Raw genomic sequence first — 21804 nt, forward strand, 5'->3', positions numbered from 1 at the left:
CTTTGCCCGCCGTACGTATACGGTCGGATGACATCGGACCATCCAGGGTGACCCGGGCCCCGCCACGGAGAACGGAGACGCCCGCGGGCGAGAGGAGTCCACGCGTGTTCACCGATCTCCACCGCGACGCGATCGTGGCCGACACCCACAACGATCTTCTGATGGCGGTCTCGGCGAGGCCACCGGACCGGTGGGCGGCGTTCTTCCGGGAGCGATGGCTGCCCCAGCTCCGCGAGGGCGGCGTCGACGTGCAGGTACTGCCCGTCTTCATCGACGACCAGTACCGCCCCGAGGGCGCGCTGCGCCAGACCCTGCGGATGATCGAGTGCGCCCACGTCATCGCCGAGGGCAACCCGGACGAGGTCGGCATCTGCCTCGACGGCGCGCAGATCGACGAGACCGTCGCGCTCGGCAGGATCGCGCTGGTCATCGCCCTGGAGAGCATGCCGGGCGTGGACGCCAGTGTCGAGCTGATCCCCACGCTGCACCGCCTGGGCGTCCGCGTCGCGTCCATCGCCCACTGGGGACGCACGCCGCTGGCCGACGGCAGCGGGCAGGACGCCACCGGAAGCCGCCTGACCAGCCAGGGCGTCGAGGCCCTGGCCGAGATGGAACGGCTCGGCATGGTCTTCGACATCTCGCACCTGGGCGCGTCCGGGGTGGCGCACGTCCTGGAGCTGGCCACGCGGCCGGTGATCGCGACGCACTCCTCCGCCCGCACGCTGCGCGACCACCACCGCAACCTCACCGACGACCAGCTCCGCGCGGTCGCGGCCAACGGGGGCGTGGTCTGCGTCAACTTCCTGGCGGCGTTCCTGGCCGAGAAGCCCGAGGGGTACACCATCGAGCGGCTCGGCGACCACATCGTCCACATCGCCGACGTCGCGGGCATCGACCACGTGGGGCTCGGCCCCGACTTCATCAGGGAAGTGATGATCGACCTGACGCCGCCGTGCTGTGAGGACCCGAGCGTCAGCGGCCTGGACACCCTCGCGTCCGTCCCCGGGCTGGACGGCCCGCGCGGCATGCCGCTGGTCACGCGGGAGCTGGTGCGGCGGGGGCTCGGCGAGGACGAGATCCGCAAGATCCTCGGCGGCAACGTGATGCGCCTGTTCCGCGCCGAGATGGGACGCCCGTCCCCCGCCGGGCCGCAGGCCGCGCCGTGATGCCCGGCGACCTGCCCGCCATGCTGGACGACCTGGAGACGCTGGTGCTGCGCGAGTCGTTCTCCTCCGACCACGCCGCGGTGGCGGCGAGCGCGGGGGTGGTGGCCGAGGTCGGCGCCAGGCACCTCGGGACCGGGCCGGAGACGCTCGTCGTGGACGGCGTCACCCACCTGCGGTGGAGCTTCGGCACGCCCCGCGTGCTGCTGCTCGCCCACCACGACACCGTCTGGCCGATCGGCTCGCTGCGCGAGCACCCGTGGTCGGTGGTCGACGGCGTCGCCCGGGGTCCCGGGGTGTTCGACATGAAGGCCGGGCTCGTCCAGCTCTTCCACGCCCTGCGCTCGCTGCCGTCCCTGGACGGGGTGTGCGTGCTGGTCACCGGGGACGAGGAGCTCGGCTCGCGCACCTCCCGCACGCTGATCGAGGAGGCCGCGCGGGCCTGCGAGGCGGCGCTGGTGCTGGAGGCGAGCGCCGACGGCGGGGCGTTGAAGGTCGCGCGCAAGGGCGTCTCCAACTACCGGCTCGCCGTGCACGGTCTCGCCGCGCACGCGGGCCTGGAGCCCCAGAAAGGGGCCAACGCCGGCGTCGAGCTGGCCCACCAGATCCTCGCCATCGCGGCGATGTCGGACGCGAACGGCCCCACCACGGTCACGCCCACGCTGATGGGCGCCGGGACCAGCGTGAACACCGTCCCGGCGGAGGCGTTCGTCGCCGTGGACGCGCGCGCCGCCGACCGGGCGGCGCAGGAGGCGGTGGACGCGCGGATGCGCGCCCTCACGCCGCGCCTGCCCGGTACCCGGCTGGAGCTGCGGGGAGGACCGAACCGGCCCCCCATGGACCCCGCGTCGTCGGCCGCGCTGTTCAAGCTGGCCGAGCACGTCGCGGACGAGCTCGGGCTGGGCCCCCTGCGCGGCGTGGCCGTGGGCGGCGGCTCGGACGGCAACTTCTCGGCGGGGGTGGGCTGCCCCACGCTGGACGGCCTCGGCGCGGTGGGCGGGGGCGCGCACGCGGCGCACGAGCATGTGATCGTCGAAGAGATGCCGCGCCGCTCGGCTCTGCTGGCCGGGCTAGTCGAGGCGATCCTGGCGGGACGCGGATGACCGGCGAGCGGACACCGGCGCGGACACCGGCCAAGCGGACGCCGGCCGAGCAGGTGACAGCCGAGCAGGTGACAGCCGACCAAATGACGGCCGACCAAATGACGGCCGAGCAGATCACGGCCGAGCGGACGGCGGCCGAGCGGTCCGAGGCGGCCGCCCGCCGCGCCGGGGTCGAGGTGCGCGAGCTTCGCGAGATCGCGGATTTCGAGGCGGTAGCCGCCCTGTTCGACACGATCTGGAAGGCGCCGCCCACGGCCGTCCCCATCACGGTCGAGCTGATGATCGCCTTCGCCCATAGCGGCAACTACGTGGCCGGCGCGTTCGAGGGCGAGCGACTGGCGGGGGCGAGCATCGGCTTCCTGGCCGGGCCGCCGGGGACGACGCTGCACTCCCATGTCACCGGGGCCGCCGTGGGGCGCGGCATCGGGTTCGCGCTGAAGCTCCACCAGCGGGCGTGGGCGCTGGCCCAGGGCCTCACGCGGATCACCTGGACGTACGACCCGCTGGTCCGCCGCAACGCGCACTTCAACATCACCAAGCTCGGCGCCCGGCCGGAGGCGTACCTCCCGTCCTTCTACGGCCGGATGGAGGACGCCGTCAACGCCGGCGACGAGTCCGACCGGCTGCTGGCGGTCTGGCCCGTGGCCGGGCCGCGGGTCGCCGCCGCGTGTGCGTGTGACGTCCCGGAGCCCGCGCCCGCTCCGGCCGACGCCGTGGTCGCGCTGGGCGAGCGGGACGATCGTCCCGTGGAGGGGCGCGGGGACGGGCGGGTGCTGCTGGTGGCGACGCCGCGGGACGTCGAGACCCTCCGCCGCGCGCGTCCCGCGACCGCCGCGGCGTGGCGGCGGGCCGTGCGCGCGTCGCTGGGCGGCCTTCTGGACGACGGCGCCCGCGTCACCGGCTTCACCGCGGCGGGCGAGTACATCGTGGAAAGATCGTGAGCCGCCGGAACCCCCGGCGGGCATGGGAAGACGGGGAGCGGCCGTGAAGATCACCGGATTCGAGCTGCGCAGGGTCGCGATGCCGCTGGTCGCGCCCTTCCGCACGTCGTTCGGCACCGAGACCGAGCGCGATGTGCTGCTGGTCAGGGCCGTCACGCCGGACGCCGAGGGCTGGGGCGAGTGCGTGGCGATGTCCGAGCCGCTCTACTCCCCCGAGTACGCCGACGGCGCCGCCGAGGTGATGCGGCGCTTCCTGATCCCCGCGCTCACCGCCCTTCCCGGCGTGGACGCCTACGCCGTCGGCCGCGCGCTGGAGCCGTTCCGGGGGCACCGCATGGCCAAGGCCGCCCTGGAGGCCGCCGTGCTCGACGCCGAGCTGCGCGCGACGGGCCGGTCGTTCGCGGGCTTTCTCGGCGCGTCCCGCGACCGCGTGCCGTGCGGGGTGTCGGTGGGCATCATGGACTCCATCCCGCGGCTGCTGGACGCGGTGGCGGGGTACCTGGACGAGGGGTACGTGCGCATCAAGATCAAGATCGAGCCTGGCTGGGACGTGGCCCCCGTGCGGGCGGTCCGTGAGCGGTTCGGGGACGACCTGCTGCTCCAGGTGGACGCCAACGCCGCCTACACGCTCGCCGACGCCGCCCACCTGGCCAAGCTGGACGACTTCGGGCTCCTGCTGATCGAGCAGCCCCTGGCCGAGGACGACCTGGTGCAGCACGCGTCGCTGGCCAGGCGGCTGCGGACGCCGCTGTGCCTGGACGAGTCGATCGCCTCGGCCGAGCACGCCGCCGCCGCGATCTCGCTCGGGGCGTGCTCGATCGTGAACATCAAGGCCGGACGGGTGGGCGGCTACATCGAGGCCCGGCGCATCCACGACCTGTGCCGGGCGCATGGGATCGCGGTGTGGTGCGGCGGCATGCTGGAGACCGGGATCGGCCGCGCCGCCAACGTCGCGCTGGCCGCGCTGCCCGGGTTCACCCTCCCGGGCGACACCTCCGCCTCCGCGCGGTACTTCGCCACCGACATCACCGAGCCGTTCGTCCTCCAGGACGGCCACCTGCCGGTCCCCACCGGCCCGGGTCTCGGCGTGGCGCCCCTCCCGGCCGTCCTGGACGAGGTCACCACCGCCACGGAGTGGATCCCGGCCTGACCCGCTGCACAGAGCTCTACACCGACGATCTCGCCGAGCTCTACGCGAGCCACCGCGAGGGCCGTCCGTAGCCGGATCCCGGGGCGAGGCCGTGGCCGGACCCCTGTGACCGGGCGTACGGATCGCCGGGGCGTGGCGCCCTTCCTCCAGACGGATCACCACGCCGTCCGGTCAACGGTGAGCGAAACGTCCAGCCTGGGTTGCGCCCGGCGCGGAGAAGGGCACGATGCGGTGACGTGAACGACACGAATCCGAATCTTCTCCATGGCCGCCGGTTCATCATGGTCAGCTCGACGGCGAGCGTCGTGGACGCCGACGCCCCCACCCGGTTCGTGTACGAGGAGGCGGACGGGGTCGTCTGGGGCAGCTACGACGGCGACACGGTGATCCAGGGCCGTTTCGTCGGGACCAGGGACGACGACCGCGTCGAGCTGAGCTACGTGCACGCGCTGAAGGCCGGCGGGCGGGCCGCAGGGCGCAGTTCCAGCCGCATCGAGCCGCTGCCGGACGGACGCCTGCGGCTGGTGGAGGAGTTCCAGTTCGACGGCGACGACACCCCGCAGGTCAGCGTGTGCGAGGAGGTCTAGCGGGGTCCAGCGGTCTCCCCCGGGCGGCGCGTCAGGTGTTCCTGTGCATGTCGGCGCGTCCCTCGGCGGCGCTGGTGAAGCGCATCTTCCCCAGAGGCACGCCGGACGGCGGCGGGGGGTCGGCGGGGGCCGTGCGGCTCGGGGCCTGGCGGGGGCGGCGGTCGGAGGGCAGGACGTAGGGGCGGTGGAGCACCTCGTCCAGGATGAAGACCGTCTCGGTGGCCTTGACCGCGGGGATGCTCGCGAGCCGCTCGGTGACCAGGGCGTGGACGGCGGCGACGTCGGCCATCCTGACCTGGATCATCGCGTCGTGCTGGCCCGTGGTGATCGCGCAGTACTCCACCTCGGGCATCTGGGCGAGCTGGGCGCGGAACTGCTTCCACATCTGCTGCCGCACGGTCACGAAGACCAGCGCGGTGATGCCGAGCCCGGCCCTGAGGTGGTCGACCTCGGCGGTGAACCTCTTGATCACACCGTCGGCGCGCAGGGCCTCGAACCGGGTGTAGGCGCTGGCCCGGGAGATGCCGACCCGCTCGGCGAGGGCCGCGACCGAGATCCGTCCGTTCTCGCGCAGGACTTCGAGGATCTTCATGTGGATCGCGTCCAGCTGGAGGCCGATACCGATCCGTCCAGGGACGCCGGTCCCGGGCGATGGCGTGCCTGACATTTCGGTCATGGGTGGTTCCTGTGCGTCATATTCGTCTCGGCTTCCTGCCATGAGCTGGACGTTCTAGCGGACAATCCTGGACGACACGCTAACAATCGTCTACATAGCACTAATCCCGGAGGAAACAGAATGGCGACCCGTACGCGGCGCCGTCCGGCACGGCAGGCGAGGGCGGCTCTGCTGCCGGTCCTGCTCACGGGCGCCCTCTCCCTCGCCGCCTGCTCCGGTGGCGGCACGTCCACCACGCCCGCGCAGAGCGGAAGCGGAAGCGCGAGCAAGACCCTGGTCATGGACGCGTCCTTCACTCTCAAGACCGCCGACCCCGGCCGCAACTACGAGCCCACCGGCCTGATCATCGGCAAGGCCCTCTACGACACGCTGCTGACCTTCGAGGGCTCGGACGTGACCAAGCCCGTCCCCTCCCTCGCCGAGTCCTACGAGCAGTCCCCCGACGGCAAGACGCTCACGCTCAAGCTGAAGCAGGGCGCCACGTTCTCGGACGGCTCCCCCGTCACCGCCGACGACGTCGTGTTCTCGCTGAACCGCGTCCGCGACCTGAAGGGCAACCCGTCCTTCCTGCTCGACGGCGTCGAGGTCGCCAAGACCGACGAGACGACGGTCACGCTGACCTCCAAGACGCCCAACCCGGCGCTGCCGTTCATCCTGCCGAACCCGGCGCTCGGCATCCTGAACTCCAAGGTCGTCAAGGCGAACGGCGGCACCGCCGACGACTCCGACAAGGCGGAGCAGTACCTCAACGGCGCGTCGGCCGGTTCAGGGCCGTACGAGCTGGAGTCGTTCAACGCCCAGTCGCAGGTCGTGCTGAAGGCGAACCCGAAGTACTGGGGCGCCGACAAGCCCGCGTACGGCAAGGTCGTGCTGCGCAACGTCGAGTCGGCCACGCAGAAGCTGAACGTCCAGCGCGGCGACAGCCAGGTGGCGCTCGACCTGTCGGGCGACCAGATCAAGACGGTCTCCGGGAACATGCGGACCACCAAGACGGCCTCGGCCAACATGGTGTTCCTGCTGTCCAACCAGGACCCTTCCGTCAGCAAGGTGACGAGCAACCCCAAGATCGTCGAGGCGATCCGCAAGGGCGTGGACTACCAGGGCCTGCTGGAGCTCGCCGGCGAGGGCTCGGTGCAGGCCCCCGGCGTGATCCCGACGATGCTGCTCGGCGCGCTGCCGCCCGACCAGGCCGTCAAGCGGGACGTCGAGGGCGCCAAGGCGGCCGTCGCCGCCAGCGGGGTGGCCAACCCGACCGTCAAGCTGGAGTACCCGAGCGACCTGACCCTCCAGGGCCTGTCGTTCCAGCCGTTCGCCGAGCGCATCCAGGCCAATCTCAAGGAGGTCGGTATCACCGTCGACCTGGCCCCGGCGCCGGTGGCGACCGCGCTCGACAACTACCGCAACGGCAAGGAGGAGCTGGGCCTGTGGTACTGGGGCCCCGACTACCCCGACCCGACGGACTACCTCGTCTTCCTCCCGGGCAAGACCGTCGGCCTGCGCGCCGGGTGGAAGCCGGGGGCCGACAAGGAGCTGGAGAGCCTGGGCGACAAGGCCGCCTCGACGATCGGCGACGACACGCGCAAGCAGCTCTACACCGACATCCAGAGCAGGCTGAACGCCTCGGGCCCGTTCATCCCGCTCATCCAGCCCAGCCAGAACATCGTGACGGCCGCCTCCGTCACCGGCCTCGCGTTCCACCCCGTGTGGACGGTCGATGTCGCGGCCCTCGGCGTCAAGTGAGGGCCCGGCGGGCGGCGCGGAGGTCCCCGCCGCCCGCCCGGACCCCGTTTCCGCCGCTCCCGCCGCTCCCGGGCGCCGGGCGCGGCATCCGCTGGCGAGGTTCCTGCTGCGCCGCGTCGCGATCGCGGTGCTGCTGGCCTTCGGGATCACGCTGGTCACGTTCGTCCTGACCAACCTGGTGCCGGGCGACCCGGTCACGGCCAACCTCGGCCAGCGGGCGCTCGGCGACCCGGCGATCGTCGCGCAGTTCCGCGCCGAGCACGGGCTGGACAAGCCGCTTCCCGCGCAGTACCTGACCTACCTGGGCGGGCTGTCGCGGGGCGATCTCGGCGTCAGCCAGCAGAGCCACCGTCCCGTGCTCACCGACCTGGCGGAGTTCGTGCCGTCCACGATCGAGCTGGCGGGCGGCGCGATCCTGATCTCGCTGGTGGCGGGCGTGGCGTTCGGCGTGGTCGCCGCGCTGCGCCACGACCGGCTGTCGGACCAGGTCCTGCGCGTGCTGAGCCTGGTCGGCATCTCGGTGCCGACGTTCTGGCTGGCGCTGGTGGCGTTCTACGTGTTCTTCTTCCGGCTGCAGATCACGCCGGGCAGCGGGCGCATCGACCCGGACATGAGCGCCCCGCCGGCCGTCACCGGGCTGTTCACGGTCGACGCCGCGCTGGCCGGGCAGTGGGACGTGTTCGCCTCGGCCGCCGGCCACCTGGTCACCCCGGCACTGGTGCTGGCCGCGTACACGATCGGCCTGCTCACCCGGTTCACCCGGTCGGCGGTGCTGGAGGTGCTCGGGCAGGACTACGTGCGGGCGGCGCGGGCCAAGGGCCTGCCGGGTCGGGTGATCCTGTTCCGGTACGTCCTGCGCTCGGCGCTCGTGCCGATCATCACGGTGGCGGGCCTGGCCTTCGGCAGCCTGCTGTCGGGGACGGTGCTGGTCGAGTCGGTGTTCGCCCGTCCCGGCATCGGCCAGTACGCCTACAAGAGCGCCACGACCCTCGACCTGCCCGCCGTGATGGGCGTCGGGCTCGTCGTGGGCTGCGTGTACGTCGTGATCAACCTGGTGGTCGACATCCTGTACGGGGTCATCGACCCGAGATTGACTTCATCCCCCTCCTAAAGGAGGGGGATTCCCACCCTCGCGGGTGAGGTTTCCTGCTTCGTTGCCAACTGCACCCGGGAGGTCCCGGCTTGTCTTACGTCAGCTCCACAGGCGGACACCGCTCGACCAGCGGCCAGGATGTTCTTGGCGGCGTTGACGTCCCGGTCGTGCCGGGTGCCGCAGGACGGGCACTGCCACGTCCGGGTGCCGAGCGAGAGTCCGGCGAGCAGGTGCCCGCACGACGAACAGGTCTTGGAGGAGGGGTACCAGCGGTCGATCACGATCAGGTGCCGCCCGTACTTGGCGGTCTTGTACTCCAGTTGGCGGCGGAATTCGCCCCAGCCGCAGTCGGAGATGGCCCGGGCGAGGGATCGGTTGCGGACCATGTTCTTCACGGCGAGGTCTTCGATCACGATCACGTCGTGGCCGGTCACCAGGCGGGTGCTGGTCTTGTGCAGGAAGTCGGCGCGTGCGTCACCGACCTTGGTGTGGGCGCGGGCGACTTTGGCCTTGGCCTTGGCCCGGTTGGCGCTGCCGCGCTGCTTGCGCGCCATGCGCCGCTGGTAACGGGCCAGGTTCTTCGCCCTGCGCGCCAGATGACGCGGGTTGGCGATCTTCTCGCCGGTGGACAGGACGGCGAAGTCCTTGACGCCCAGGTCGACGCCGGCCGACGAGTCGGTGGCCGGGGCATGCTCGGGTTCGCCGGCGGTCTCGACGGCGAAGGAGGCGTACCAGCGGCCGTCGGGGTCACGGGAGACGGTCACGGTCGTCGGGTTCAGCGTGGCCGGGTCCACCTCGGGCCAGGACCACACGAACGCGACCGGGGCGTCCATCTTCGCCAGGTGCAGCCGCCCGTCCCTCCAGCGGAACGCCGAGCGGGTGTAGGTCGCCGACTGCCTGCCGTGCCGGGACTTGAAGCGGGGGTAGCGGGCGCGTCCGGCGAAGAAGTTCATGAACGCCGCGTACTGCTGCCGCAACGTCTGCTGGAGCGGCACGGAGGAGACCTCGAACAGGAAGGCGAACTCGGGGTCGCGTTTCAGTTCGGTCAGGTACCGGTCGGTCTGCGCGTAGGAGGTCCTGGTCCGGTCGGCCTGGTAGCGGGCGTGCCGCCAGGCCAGGACACGATTCCACACCAGGCGTACGCACCCGAACGTGCGGTTCAGCACCGCGGCTTGTTCGGGGGTGGGGTAGATCCGCACCTTGTATGCCGTGCGCATGTTCGTATCTTGACGGACGGCACAGAGATCCGTCCGCGGAAGGAAAGGTCATGAGTGCCTGGCACTCCAGGATGTCCCGGCTGCGCCGCGCCGCCCCTGACGGGGCCCCGATTCCTCCCGGCTCTGAAGGACCCGGCTTCCTCCGGAGGTTTCGGTGAAACATCTGCATCGACCCGTATCCCGCCCTTCCGGGAGTGAGGCTCCGATGAGGATCCTCTCGCGGATGCCCGAGGCCTGGCGGCGGCCGCTCGCCGTCGTGGGGTGCGTGGTGGCCGCCGTCTGGCTGGTGATCGCCGTCGCCGCTCCCCTGCTCGCGCCGCACGACCCGCTGGCGCAGGACCTGCCCCGGCTGGCCTCTCCCGGGCCGGGGCACTGGTTCGGCACCGACCAGCTCGGGCGGGACATCCTGTCGCGGGTCATGTACGGGGCGCGGGTGTCGATCCCGCTGACGTTGCTGCTGGTGGTGTTGTCGCTGCTGATCGGGGGTCTCCTCGGCGCCTGCGCCGGATATTTCGGTAGATGGGTGGGCGAGGGCATCATGCGGCTCGCCGACCTGGTCTTCGCGTTCCCGACGGTGATCCTCGCGATGGTCGTCGCCGCGGCGCTCGGCGCGAGCCTCACCAACGCCGTCCTCGCGGTGCTGGTCGTCGCCTGGCCCGCGTACGCGCGCGTCACCCGCGGGCTCATCCTCGGCATGCGCGAGCGCGAGTTCGTGCTCAGCGGGCGGCTGCTCGGCTTCTCCGCCTGGCGGTCGCTGCGCGTGGACGTCCTGCCGAACGTCACCGGCCCCGTGCTCGTGCTCGCCACGCTGGACATCGGCACCGCGCTGCTCCTGCTGTCCGGCCTGTCCTTCCTCGGCCTGGGCGCCAAGCCGCCGTCCCCCGAGTGGGGGGCCATGGTCGCCTCCGGGGTGGAGGTCTTCGACAGCTGGTGGGTCGCGACGTTCCCGGGCCTGGCCATCCTGACCGTGGTGCTGGCGTTCAACTTCCTCGGCGACACGCTGCGCGACGCCCTGGACCCGCGCACCGCCCGCGCGATCAAGGAGCGAGCGCTGTGACCGACGTGACGGACGTGACCCGGGCGGACGAGGTGCTGCGGGTCGAGGGCCTGACCGTCTCCATCGGCCCGCACGAGATCCTGCGGGGCGTGGACCTCGCCCTGGCACCCGGCCGCGTGCACGGCCTGGCGGGCGAGAGCGGGTCGGGCAAGACCATGACGGGCCTGGCCACGCTGGGCCTGCTCCCGCACGGGGCGCGCACCGGCGGGCGCGTCGTCTTCGGCGGCCGCGACCTGCTCGCCCTGCCCCAGCGGCAGCTGAACGCGGTCCGCGGCCGCGAGATCGCGATGGTGTTCCAGGACCCGGCGACCAGCCTGCACCCGATGCTGACGATCGGCCGCCAGCTCACCGAGCACATGCGCCACCACCTCAAGCTCGGCAGGGCCGAGGCGCGGGCGCGCGCGGTCGAACTGCTCGGGCAGGTGCGCATCCCCGGGCCGGCGGCGGCCGTCGACCGCTACCCGCACCAGTTCTCCGGCGGCATGCGCCAGCGCGTCGCCATCGCCGTCGCGCTGGCGTGCGGGCCGAAGGTCCTGATCGCCGACGAGCCGACGACGGCGCTGGACGTCACCGTGCAGGCGGGCGTCCTGCGCCTGCTCAGGGGCCTGTGCGACGACCTCGGGCTGGCCGTGCTGCTGGTGACGCACGACCTCGGGGTCATGTCCGCCGTCGCCGACGACGTCAGCGTCATGAAGGACGGACTCGTCGTGGAGACCGGCCCCCGGGGCCGGGTGCTGCGCGAGCCGGACCACCCCTACACCCGCGCCCTGCTGGACGCCCTGCCGAGGGAGAAGCCGTGACCCTGCTGACCGTCGACGACCTGGTCGTCGACCACCGGACACCCGGCCGCCCGGCCGTGCGGGCGGTCGCGGGGGCCAGCCTGAGCGTGGCGGCCGGGGAGGTGGTCGGGCTGGTCGGCGAGTCCGGGTGCGGCAAGTCGACGCTGGCCCGCGCGGTGTGCGGGCTCGTCCCGGCGGGTGGGGGCACGATCGCGTTCGAGGGCGGACGGGTGACCCGCCTCGGCCTGCGCCGCCGGGACCGGGCCCTCACCAAGATCCAGATGGTGTTCCAGGACCCGTACGCGTCGCTGAACCCCCGGCGGCGGGTGGGCGCCCAGATCGCCGACGGCCTGGAGGTCGCCGGGGACCGCGAGACGACGCCCGGCGGGATGCTGGAGCGGGTGGGCCTGCCCGGGCGGATGGCCGGACGATACCCGCACGAGTTCTCCGGCGGGCAGCGGCAGCGCATCGCCATCGCCCGCGCGCTGGCGGCCCGTCCCTCGCTGCTGATCGGGGACGAGCCGATCTCGGCGCTGGACGCCTCGGCGCAGGCGCAGGTGGCGACGCTGATGCGCGACCTCGCGGTGGAGTCGGGCGCGGGGCTGCTGTTCATCAGCCACGACCTGTCCGTCGTCCGGCTGATCGCCGACCGCATCGCCGTGATGTACCTCGGGAAGATCGTCGAGACGGGGCCCACGGCGGAGGTCTGGGCGAACCCCCGCCATCCGTACACCCAGGCGCTGCTGCGGGCGGTGCCGGAGGCGGACGGGCTGGGCCGGCTGCCCCAGGAACTCGCCGGGGACGTGCCCGACCCGGCCGATCCCCCGCCGGGCTGCCGCTTCCACCCGCGGTGCCCGGCGGCGATGGACGTCTGCGCCGAGAGGGAACCCGCGCCGGGACCGGTGTCCTGCTGGCTGTACCCGCCCGCATGACCGGCGAGGTCCTGGCGGCCGTCCTCGCCGAGATGGCCGAGGCCGGGCTGGACGCCCTCGTGCTGCGGCCCTCCCCCGACCTCGACTACCTGGCCGGGCACGACGCGTCGGGGTTCCTCGTGCTCGTCCCCGGCCGCACGCCGGGCTTCGCGGCCGAGGCGGCGGGGGCGGCGGCGCTGATCCCCGCGTCGGCGTCCCGGGTCGGGGTGGACGGCGAGATGCGCGCACGCGAGCTGTTCGCGCTGAGCCTCACGGCGGACCTGGTGCTGGCGTCCGAGGTGCTGGCGCCGCTGCGGGCCGTCAAGCGGCCGGAGGAGCTCGCCGCGATCGAGCGCGCCGTCGCCGCCACCGACCTGGTGCTCACGTTCGCCCCGCACCTGCGCTGGTTCGGCGCCACCGAGGACGCGATGGCGCGGCGGCTGGCCGGGGAGTCGGGCGCCTCCGGGCTGGTGTCGGTCGTCGTGGCGGCCGGGGAGAACACCGCGCGGCCGGGGCACCTGCCGGGCGGGCGGGTGATCAACCCCGGGGACGCGGTGGCGATCCGGGTGAGCGCGCGGCACCGCGGGTACCACGCGCACGCGAGCCGGGGCTTCGTCGTGGCCGAGCCGCCCGAGGACTTCGACGCCGTGTACGCGGTGCTGCTGGCCGCGCGCGACGCCGCCGCCGGGGCCGTGCGGCCGGGCGCGCCCGCCTCGCACGTCCACGCGGCGGCCGAGGCCGTGCTCGACGAGAGCGGGTACGGCCCCTACGTCACGGGCGGGACCGGCCACGGGGTCGGGCTGGCGCCTCGCGAGGGGCCGTGGCTGTCGGCGGGCGACCACACCGTGCTGGCGCCGGGCATGACGATGGCGATCGAGCCCGGCATCCACGTGCCCGATCTTTACGGTGCGCGAGTCGGAGATGTGGTCGAGTGCACGCAAACCGGGGTACGGACCATGAACCGGACGCCGGGCGCACTCCTGGTCCTTGACCCATAGTTTCCGGCGTCTTACCCTTCCGGCGCCCTGACCTCGAAGGATCCGCATTTAGTGTGATCACGAGGCGGACAGGGGGGCGCGGTGGGCTTCTGGCGCGACTGGTCCGTGCGGACTCGGCTCACGTGGGTGGCGAGCACCGTCATGGCGCTGGCCTGCGCGGGCGTCAGCGTGCTCGTGTTCATGGGCGTGCACAGCCTGGCGGTCACGCAGCGCGTTCAGCACATCATCCTCGCCGACCTGCGCGTGTCCCACCTGATCAAGCTCGGGCGGCTCAGGCACCCGATCCCCGACCAGGACATCTCGGCCGTCCAGGTGCTCGACGAGGCCGGGCGGATCATCGCCACCACCCGCAACATGGCCGGGCTGGACCCCATCACGCCCCTCACGCCCCCGGACCTGAAGGCCGAGGCGCATACGTTGACCTGCTCCTCCCCCGGCTTCCCCGACGACTGCGTGCACGTCGTGGTGCTGCGGCACTACCGCGACGCGGGCAACCTGCTGATCTACGGCGCCGACCCGGTGATCCCCTGGTTCGTCCATCCGGTGCTGCTCGCCGTGATGGCGGCCGCGACGCTGACGCTGACGACGGCCACCGCGTACGGGACGTACCGGATGATCAACCGGACCCTGGCCCCCGTCGACAGCCTGCGCACCGAGCTCGCCGAGATCACCGCCTCGGACCTCAGCCGGCGCGTGCCTCTGCCGCCACGCCGCGACGAGCTGCGCGGGCTCGCCGAGACGGTCAACCAGACGCTGGACCGGCTGCAACAGGCCGTCGAACGGCAGCGCCGCTTCGCCTCAGACGCCTCCCACGACCTGCGCAGCCCGATCACGGCGATACGGACCCAGGTCGAGGACGCCCTGGCGAACCCGGACGACACCGACTGGCCCAAGACCGCCGAGGCGATGACCTCCAGCCTCGACCGCCTCCAGGCCATCGTCACCGACCTGCTGGTCATCGCCCGGCTGGACTCCGGCGAGCGGGTCACCCGCGACCACATCGACCTCGCCGAGCTGGCGCGCGCCGAGACCGGCCGCCGGTCCCGGGGCGAACGGCTCGTGACGGACCTTCAGCCGGGGGTCGTGGTGAGCGGCGACCGGCTGCAACTCGCGCGGCTGCTCACCAACCTGCTCGACAACGGCGAACGGCACGCGGCCTCCACCGTCACGGTGTCCCTGCGCCGCGAGGGCGACCACGCCGTCATGGAGGTCGTCGACGACGGCGAGGGCATCCGCCCCGAACACCGCGAGGTGGTCTTCCAGCGCTTCACCCGCCTGGCCGCCGGCCGCGAGAAGGACACCCAGGGCACCGGCCTGGGCCTCGCCATAGCCCGCGAGATAGCCGAACGCCACGAGGGCACCCTGACCATCGAAGACTCCCCCGTAGGCGCCCGCTTCGTCTTCCGCATGCCGGCCCTGGGACTCCCCACGAACCGCCGGACCCCCTGACGCCCCGGCGCGGACGGACGTGCGCCGTCGAACGCCGGGGCCTCGCCTCGGGGGCTCGCTCCCGATCGAGGTTCGCCGCGTACACCGATTCGCCGCGTACACCACGTCGCCGCCTACACCACGTCGCCGCCTACACCGAGGCGATCACCCGGCCGCCCGGCGGACGGGGTTCACAGGGGTGCCGTCACGCTGCCCGCCTGGATCACCGTGCGGCGCTCGGGGCCCGCCCACAGGACCGACGGGTCGGCGAACGGGTCGCCGTCCAGGATCACCAGGTCGGCGACGGCGCCCGGCTCGACGCGGCCCAGATCCGGGCGGCCGATGAGGTCGGCGTTCACGGACGTGGCCGACCGCAGCGCCTCCAGGACGCCCTCGACCTCCACCTGGAGCCGGAGCCCGTTGAGCTGCTCGTCGTCGAGCGCCCCCATGAGGTCGGTGCCGAAGCCGATGCGCACCCCCGCCGCCCTCGCGATCTCGACCGCCCGGCGGCCGGCCTCCAGCACCTCGGCGTTCTTGGCCCGGGAGATCGGGCCGAGGCCGAGGTCCTCGCCTCGCCTGTCCATCGCGTCGTACGTCGCGAGGGTGGGCACGAGGAAGGCGCCGTGCTCGGCCATCAGCTTGGCGGCCGGCCGGTCCAGCAGGTTGCCGTGCTCGATGGAGCGCACTCCGTTCTCGACCGAGTGGACGATCGCCTCGGGCGAGTAGGCGTGCGCGGCCACGTAGCTGCCCCGGCGCGAGGCCTCGGCGGTGACCGCGCGGACCTCCTCGGGTGAGTACTGCGGAACCCGGATCGGGTCGGTCAGCGAAACCACCCCGCCCGACGTCATGATCTTGATGGCGTGGGCGCCCCGCCGGAAGCGGTCGCGTACGGCCCGGCGCAGCGGGTCCACGCCGTCCACGATCTCGCCGGTGTGGCTTCCGCAGGCACAGAGGTCCTGGTCGCCCGGGCGGGGATCGCCGTGCCCGCCGGTCTGGGTCAGGGCCGGTCCCGTGTACAGGTAACGCGGCGAGCGGACCAGCCCTTGGGCGATGGCCTTCGCCAGGCCGGGGTCTCCTCCGGCCACGTCGCGCACGGTCGTGAACCCCCGGCCGAGCGCGGCGGCGAGCCGGCGGCCGCCGGCCAGCGCGAGGTAGCTCAGCGGAGCCGACTCGATCTCCAGCAGGCTCAGCGAGACGCCGTAGGCGTGGAAGTGGGCGTCGATGAGGCCGGGGACGACCGTGCCGCCCCGCGCGTCGATCACCCGTTCCGCGGCCCCCGCGGCGCCGCCGACCTGGACGACGACGCCGCCGGAGACGTGCACCGGCCCGTCGGTGAGCTCGGCCGACCGGCCGTCGAACACGGCGGCGTTGACGATGGTCAGGTCTCCCGCGAGCGAGGAACCCATTTCAGCACCCCTTTCCGGCGGCGCCCCGGGGGCTCACCGCGACGATCAGGTTCATACGGCCGCCCCGCCCCGGAGCCCCGCGGTGGCGTCGAGGTCCACCTCAAAGGTGTCCGGATCGACCACGACGCCGTAGTCGCGGGCGGCCGCGGCGGCGGTCACGAAGCCGTTGCGCACGTCCTTGGCCACCCGCTCCGGCTCGCGCTCGAACGGGTCGCCGTACCCGCCGCCACCGCCGGTGTTGTTGACCAGCACGTCGCCGGCCGCCAGGCGGTTGTAGCTGCCGCCCTGTGTCACCTCGCGGCCGGTGCCGGGGTTGAGCACGATGTGGTTGTTCTCCCCCGGCCGCCCGTCCCCGATCGGCCACGGCCTGGTCCTGGTCTTGTAGACCAGGCAGATGCCGGTGGACGGCGCGGTGAACCGGTACGTCCGCCCGACGCCGACGCCGCCGCGGTGCCGGCCCGCGCCTCCGGTGTCCGGCCGGTAGCCGTAGGACTCGATGAACATCGGCGACTTGGTCTCCAGGATCTCGACGGGGTTGTTGCGGCATCCGGGCTCGGACAGGTGCATGATCCCGTCCTCGCCGTCGCCCCCGGCGTGCCCGCCGAACCCGACGGCCTCGTTGGTCGCCTCCAGCCACGCCTCGCCGTTGCGGGGGTTGACCCCGAGGCCCATCATCGAGCTGACGTCGCCGCCGGAGCACGCGGGCACCCGGTCCGGCATGCCCTGCGCGAGCGCCTTCAGCACGACCTCGCCGCCGAGCAGCCCGGTCCACAGGGTGAAGGTCGGCATGGGCGGTACGGCGTGCATCACCGACCCGGGTTCGGTGACGACGCGCATCGGCCGGAAGTTCCCGGCGACCACCGAGGTGTCCGGGGTCGTCAGCGCCTTGAAGATGAGGCTGCAGAAGGCCTCGGTCTGGCCCACGGGAAGGTTGATGGGCCCCTTCACGTCACGGTCGCTGCCGGTCCAGTCGATGACCATCTCGTCGTCGGTGATCGTGACCGTGACCTGCATCCTGATCAGGCGGTCGAGGTCGACACCGTCGTTGTCCACGAAGTCGTGGGCCGTCCAGGTTCCCTTGGGGAGCTTGGCCAGGGCCAGGCGGGCGAGCCTCTCCCCGTGGTCGTTGATCGCGTCCATCGCGCCGAGGAGGGTGCCGGCGCCGTACTTGGCCGCGATCTCCTGGGTACGGCGGACGCCGGTGACGCAGGCGGACACCTGCGCCTGGATGTCGCCGATGGTCCGCTCCGGCATCCGGCTGTTGAAGCGGATCAGGTTGAACACGTCGTCGTTCTGGACACCGCCCCGGTAGAGCTTGGTGGCCGGGAAGAAGATCCCCTCCTGCGACATGTCCGTGGAGTCCAGGACGTATCCGGGGTCCTTCTGCTTCAGGTCGAGGACGTGGATCCGGCACGAGGCGAAGCCGATGAGCTCGTCCTGGTGGTGGATGGGGGCGAAGACCAGCGGGTCCAGGGTGTGGGCGGAGGACCAGTACGGGTAGTTGAGGATCACGACGTCGCCGGGCCGCAGGCCGTCCTCGCCTAGGAACTCCACGGCCTTCTTGATGCCGTGGTCGTTCCCCCTGGTGAAGACCGCGATGCCGGGCGCGTCCGCGACGACGTCCCCCTTGGCGTCGTGGATGCCGATGCCGTAGTCGTGGATCTCGTACACCACGGTGTTGTACGCCGTGCGGCACAGGTTGCGGGCCATCTCCTCCGCCGCGGCGAGCAGCCCGTGCCGGATGATCTCTGTGGTGATGGAGTCGTTCATGGGGTGAGCTCCTTGGCTGCGGAGGCGGCGAGTCCTGAGGCGACGGTGCCCGGGGCGACGGAGATGACCAGCTCGCCGTACGGCCCGACCGTGAGGGCGTCCCCGGCGTGGATGACCGTGGTGGCCGTGTGCTCGGCGATCACCGCCGGGCCCTCGATGGCGTCGCCGGCGAGCAGCGACTCGCGGGTGTGGAGCGCGTAGCCGGCGGCCGGCCGGTCCGCCGACAGGTGGACGGCGCGGGCGCCCTCGGCCTCCGGCGCGCCGGACTCGCGCCGCGCCACGGGCGGCAGCGCGGGTTTGTCCACCGATCCCGTGGCCCGGAGTCGTAGCGTCGTGACCTCGACCGGGTCGCCCATCGTGTGCCCGTACTGCCGCTCGTGCAGCCGGGCGAAGCTCTCCGCGACTTCGGCGACCATGCCGGCCGCGTCGGCGGCGCTCGCGGGGAAGGACACGGTCACCGAGTGCTCCTGGCCCGCGTACCGGACGTCCAGCGACCGGCTCAGGGTCACGCTCCCCTCGCCGAACCCCTCGGCCGCGAGCTGTGCCAGGGCCTCGCGCTCCATCTCGGCGTAGGACGCCTCCACGTCCGAAGGGTCCAGCCGGTCGAGCTGCGCGACCGAGGTGCGGGCGAAGTCGTGCTGCACGTCGGCCATCAGCATCCCGAAGGCGGAGAAGGCACCCTGACCCGGCGGGACGACGACGGTGGGAATGCCCAGCTCGCGCGCCACCTCGACGGCCACCAGCCCTCCGCCGCCGCCGAAGGACAGCAGGGCGAAGTCCTTGGGGTCACGGCCGAGCTCGACGGTGATCGCCCGCACCGCGCCCATGATCTTGGTGGTGGAGATGCGGACGATGCCCCGGGCGAGCTCCCTGACGGTCATGCCCAGCTCGGTGGCGATCGGCTGGAGCGCCTTGTCCGCCAGGGCGGCGTCCAGGGTCAGCCTGCCGCCCAGCGGCGTGCCGCCGCCGAGATATCCCAGCGCCAGGGCGGCGTCGGTGAAGGTGGGCGCCGTACCGCCCCGGCCGTAGCACGCCGGTCCGGGCGCGGCGCCCGCGCTCTGCGGCCCGACCTGGAGCGCGCCGGCCTCGTCCAGCCACGCGATCGAGCCGCCGCCCGCGCCGATGGTGTGGATGTACAGCGACGGGGTGTTGATGGGCATCTGCTCGAACTCGGCGCCCTGGTACAGGACGGGCTCGGAGTCGAGGATCAGGGACGCGTCGAGGCTGGTCCCGCCCATGTCGATGGTGATCAGATTCGGCCGGTCCAGGATCTTGGACAGGGCGGCCGCGCCGATGACGCCCCCGGCCGGACCGGAGAGGATCAGGCTCACCGGCTGCTCCCGCGCCGAGCGCGCGGTCATCGCCCCGCCGCCGGAGCGCGTCATCAGGAAGCGCCCGCCGAACCCGCCGGAGGCGAGCTCCTCCTCCAGCGTGTGCAGGTAGCGGCGCACGATGGGCTTGACGTACGCGTCCAGGACGGCGGTGCTGGTGCGCTCGTACTCCCGGTACTCCCGCGACAGCTCGTGGGACAGCGTAACCGCCACCTCCGGCGCCACCTCGGCGAGCACCTCCCGCATCCGCAGCTCGTGGCCGGGGTTGGCGTAGGAGTGCAGGAAGGCGACCGCCACAGACCGGTACCCGCGCGCGGCGACGACCTCCGCCACGCGCCGCGCGTCGCCGACGTCGAAGGGGGTGTGCACGGTGCCGTCGAAGCGGCTCCGCTCGGTGACCTCGAAGGTGTCGTAACGCTCCAGCAGCGCGGGGGGCTTGCGGTAGGTGATGTCGTAGTTGGTCCTGCGGTCGGTCCGCCCGAGAAGGTAGACGTCGCGGAAACCCCGGGTGCCGATCACTGCGGTACGCGCGCCGGTGCGCGTCAGCAGCGCGTTCAGGCCGAGGGTCGTCCCGTGGGTGAACATCCCGATGTCCGCCATGGGCGCCCGCGCCACCCCGAAGGCGTTCATGACACCCTTTGTCGGCGCCTCGGGGGTCGTCGGCACCTTGTCGAAGCGGAGCTCGCCCGTCTCGGGGATCAGCTCGACGATGTCGGTGAACGTCCCACCGACGTCGATCGCCAGCCTGCTCGCCTTGTTCATCGTTGGCTTCCTTCCTGTCCGGGACGCTCGCGTCCGGCGCGGCCGAGACGGGCCTCGGGACGACCGGCGGCGTTCTCCCGGTGCCGTGGGCGCGGTGGCCGCGAACGACCACGCGCACAGCCTGACTTCGCCTGTTCAGAAGGGGTGCGGCGGGGCGCACAGCGGCGGCGGGCCGCACTGTGCGGGGCGCCCAGGGGAGGGCTGGACCGGTTTCTACAGTTTCTGCCACGTCGTCGGGCCTCGACGGCCGGCACCGTCCGATCCGTTCGGAGGGACACATGATCCGCAGTGTTCTGTACCTGAGACCGCTCCCCGGCAAGGAGGGCGATCTCGAGGAGTTCTTCGCCCGCCACGGTGTGCTGAACCGGGCGCTGTCCCTGCCGGGCTGTCATGGGACCACGTTGCATCGCCCCGCCGAGCCGGGCGGGCCGTACCTGGTCACCGCGACGTGGACCGATGAGCCCGGCTACCAGGAGTGGCTCGACGACCCCTGGCGTCAGCGGGTCACCGGGGAGCTGGGCGCGCTGCTGGACGGCGGGCCCCGTGCGGACCAGGGCGGCGGGATCTACACGATCGTGGCGGCGGCCGGCGACGAAGAGGCGCCCAAGTGAGAAGCGGGATGCACATGCACATCAAGAACAAGGGACTCGCCCTCGGTGTCGTGGCCGGGGTGCTGGCGCTGAGCACGGCGTGCGTGGCGCCGGAATCGGACACCACCTCCACCGCGGCGACAGATACGGCTTCCGCGAACGCATCGGCCGGTTCTGGCGGCGGGCACAAGCGCATCGCCTTCTTCGGGTTCGCGCGGGCCAACTCGTTCGCCTCGGCCACCTGGTCGGGCATCGAGGAGTACGCCAAGGCCAACGATGCCGAGGCCGAGTTCTTCGACCCCAACTTCGACGCCCAGGCCCAGGTCCAGCAGATCCAGGACGCGGTCACCTCCAAGCGCTTCGACGTGTTCGTCGTGCAGGCCAACGACGGCGCGGCCGTGGTGCCCGCGGTCAAGCAGGCGGTGGCGGCCGGGATCACCGTGGTGGCCGAGTTCACCCCGGTGGGCACCCGCTACGACACCGCCGACTCGCAGGTGCCGGGCGTGATCACGCTGCTGGACGTCCCCGTGGACAACGGCCGCAAGCTCGGCGAGCTGGGCGTGGCCGCCTGTGAGAGCAAGAAGCTCGACCCCTGCGAGGTCGCCTACCTGGAGGGCTTCAAGTCGCTTCCGCTGGACAACGCCCGCACCGACGCGGCCGTCAAGGCCATCGAGGCCGGCGCCGGCGCGAAGCTGGTCGCGCGGGTCGAGGGCGGCTACACCAAGGAGAGCGGCCGCAAGGCGGCGCAGGACGTGCTCCAGTCCCACCCGGGTGTCGACGTCGTCATCGGCTCCTCCCAGGCGATCGCCGGCGCCGAGGCGGTGTTCAAGGGCAAGGACGTCATGCTGATCGGCAACGGCGGCTCCCGCCAGGCGGTGCAGGCCGTGCAGGAGGGCCGCTGGTTCGCCACCTACTACCTGCCGGAGAAGTCCGCCGGCGCCAAGGCGGCCGAGCTCGGCCTGGCCAAGGCGCGCGGCGGGAACGTGGCCACGACCAACAGCTCGACCGATCTGGCCCCCGGCGAGGGCAAGGGCACCAAGGACGTGCTCGCCGGCGTCCAGGGCGAGTACGACGAGTAGCCGGAGCGGCTCGGAAGGGGGTC

Annotated in this window: 19 protein-coding genes; 14 read left to right on the top strand and 5 right to left on the bottom strand. The window is 72.5% G+C overall.

Annotated elements, in window-relative coordinates; translation table 11 throughout:
* Positions 1-104 precede the first annotated feature (104 nt).
* From DQ384_RS15065 to DQ384_RS15085, 5 genes are all read left to right on the top strand, one after another.
* Positions 105-1166 carry a dipeptidase gene (locus tag DQ384_RS15065; RefSeq protein ID WP_114029405.1) on the top strand — a complete coding sequence of 354 codons (1062 nt, stop codon included), beginning with the start codon at positions 105-107 and terminating at the stop codon, positions 1164-1166.
* Positions 1166-2266: a M20/M25/M40 family metallo-hydrolase gene (locus DQ384_RS15070; RefSeq protein WP_220182957.1), complete on the top strand. Its 1101-nt coding sequence runs from the start codon at positions 1166-1168 to the stop codon at positions 2264-2266. The genes DQ384_RS15065 and DQ384_RS15070 overlap by 1 nt, the downstream gene beginning before the upstream one ends.
* A gap of 83 nt (positions 2267-2349) precedes the next feature.
* Positions 2350-3207: a GNAT family N-acetyltransferase gene (locus tag DQ384_RS15075; protein ID WP_245966487.1), complete on the top strand. Its 858-nt coding sequence runs from the start codon at positions 2350-2352 to the stop codon at positions 3205-3207.
* Positions 3208-3250: 43 nt separating this feature from the next.
* Complete coding sequence (gene menC / locus DQ384_RS15080) at positions 3251-4357, top strand: o-succinylbenzoate synthase (protein WP_181871220.1); 1107 nt, start codon at positions 3251-3253, stop codon at positions 4355-4357.
* A gap of 236 nt (positions 4358-4593) precedes the next feature.
* Positions 4594-4944, top strand: a complete 351-nt coding sequence (locus tag DQ384_RS15085; protein WP_245966488.1) for an avidin-fold protein — start codon at positions 4594-4596, stop codon at positions 4942-4944.
* Between the two features lie 31 nt (positions 4945-4975).
* Here DQ384_RS15085 and DQ384_RS15090 read toward each other — a convergent pair whose 3' ends face one another.
* Positions 4976-5620 (bottom strand): Lrp/AsnC family transcriptional regulator, encoded by a 645-nt coding sequence (locus DQ384_RS15090; protein WP_114029408.1) that lies wholly within the window; start codon positions 5618-5620, stop codon positions 4976-4978.
* Between the two features lie 120 nt (positions 5621-5740).
* On the opposite strand from DQ384_RS15090, the gene DQ384_RS15095 reads away from it, so the two are divergent.
* Both DQ384_RS15095 and DQ384_RS15100 read left to right on the top strand, forming a co-directional pair.
* Complete coding sequence (locus tag DQ384_RS15095; protein WP_114029409.1) at positions 5741-7360, top strand: ABC transporter substrate-binding protein; 1620 nt, start codon at positions 5741-5743, stop codon at positions 7358-7360.
* Positions 7335-8471 carry an ABC transporter permease gene (locus DQ384_RS15100; RefSeq protein ID WP_114029410.1) on the top strand — a complete coding sequence of 379 codons (1137 nt, stop codon included), beginning with the start codon at positions 7335-7337 and terminating at the stop codon, positions 8469-8471. Before DQ384_RS15095 ends, DQ384_RS15100 begins: the two co-directional genes overlap by 26 nt.
* Here the strand turns inward: DQ384_RS15100 and DQ384_RS15105 are convergent.
* Complete coding sequence (locus DQ384_RS15105) at positions 8468-9670, bottom strand: RNA-guided endonuclease InsQ/TnpB family protein (protein ID WP_114029411.1); 1203 nt, start codon at positions 9668-9670, stop codon at positions 8468-8470. The two genes, DQ384_RS15100 and DQ384_RS15105, sit on opposite strands and share 4 nt — an antisense overlap.
* Positions 9671-9875: 205 nt before the next feature.
* On the opposite strand from DQ384_RS15105, the gene DQ384_RS15110 reads away from it, so the two are divergent.
* The 5 genes from DQ384_RS15110 (at position 9876) to DQ384_RS15130 (ending at position 14864) form a co-directional block, all read left to right on the top strand.
* On the top strand, positions 9876-10727 hold the full coding sequence (locus DQ384_RS15110) for an ABC transporter permease (protein ID WP_114029412.1): 852 nt from the start codon (positions 9876-9878) through the stop codon (positions 10725-10727).
* Positions 10724-11527, top strand: a complete 804-nt coding sequence (locus DQ384_RS15115; protein ID WP_245966489.1) for an ABC transporter ATP-binding protein — start codon at positions 10724-10726, stop codon at positions 11525-11527. Before DQ384_RS15110 ends, DQ384_RS15115 begins: the two co-directional genes overlap by 4 nt.
* Positions 11524-12438, top strand: coding sequence for an ABC transporter ATP-binding protein (locus tag DQ384_RS15120; protein ID WP_114029413.1), 915 nt, complete (start codon positions 11524-11526; stop codon positions 12436-12438). The genes DQ384_RS15115 and DQ384_RS15120 overlap by 4 nt, the downstream gene beginning before the upstream one ends.
* Positions 12435-13415, top strand: coding sequence for a M24 family metallopeptidase (locus tag DQ384_RS15125; protein ID WP_114029414.1), 981 nt, complete (start codon positions 12435-12437; stop codon positions 13413-13415). The genes DQ384_RS15120 and DQ384_RS15125 overlap by 4 nt, the downstream gene beginning before the upstream one ends.
* 126 nt (positions 13416-13541) lie before the next feature.
* Complete coding sequence (locus tag DQ384_RS15130; protein WP_245966490.1) at positions 13542-14864, top strand: sensor histidine kinase; 1323 nt, start codon at positions 13542-13544, stop codon at positions 14862-14864.
* 170 nt (positions 14865-15034) lie between these two features.
* Here the strand turns inward: DQ384_RS15130 and DQ384_RS15135 are convergent, their stop codons facing one another.
* From DQ384_RS15135 to DQ384_RS15145, 3 genes are read right to left on the bottom strand one after another with little or no spacing between them, the layout of a single operon-like run.
* Positions 15035-16249, bottom strand: a complete 1215-nt coding sequence (locus tag DQ384_RS15135) for a metal-dependent hydrolase family protein (RefSeq protein ID WP_114029415.1) — start codon at positions 16247-16249, stop codon at positions 15035-15037.
* Positions 16250-16300: 51 nt separating this feature from the next.
* The gene (locus tag DQ384_RS15140; RefSeq protein ID WP_114029416.1) at positions 16301-18019 is read right to left on the bottom strand and encodes a hydantoinase B/oxoprolinase family protein; all 1719 of its coding nucleotides are present in this window, start codon (positions 18017-18019) and stop codon (positions 16301-16303) included.
* On the bottom strand, positions 18016-20112 hold the full coding sequence (locus DQ384_RS15145; protein ID WP_114029417.1) for a hydantoinase/oxoprolinase family protein: 2097 nt from the start codon (positions 20110-20112) through the stop codon (positions 18016-18018). Before DQ384_RS15145 ends, DQ384_RS15140 begins: the two co-directional genes overlap by 4 nt.
* Before the next feature lie 278 nt (positions 20113-20390).
* On the opposite strand from DQ384_RS15145, the gene DQ384_RS15150 reads away from it, so the two are divergent.
* Together DQ384_RS15150 and DQ384_RS15155 are read left to right on the top strand one after the other, a co-directional pair.
* Entirely contained in the window at positions 20391-20723 is a 333-nt protein-coding gene (locus DQ384_RS15150; protein WP_114029418.1) for an antibiotic biosynthesis monooxygenase family protein, read from the top strand.
* An 8-nt stretch (positions 20724-20731) separates the two neighbouring features.
* Positions 20732-21781: a sugar ABC transporter substrate-binding protein gene (locus tag DQ384_RS15155; protein WP_245966491.1), complete on the top strand. Its 1050-nt coding sequence runs from the start codon at positions 20732-20734 to the stop codon at positions 21779-21781.
* Positions 21782-21804: the final 23 nt, after the last annotated feature.

It is taken from the genome of Sphaerisporangium album (assembly GCF_003323745.1).
Taxonomy (GTDB): domain Bacteria; phylum Actinomycetota; class Actinomycetes; order Streptosporangiales; family Streptosporangiaceae; genus Sphaerisporangium; species Sphaerisporangium album.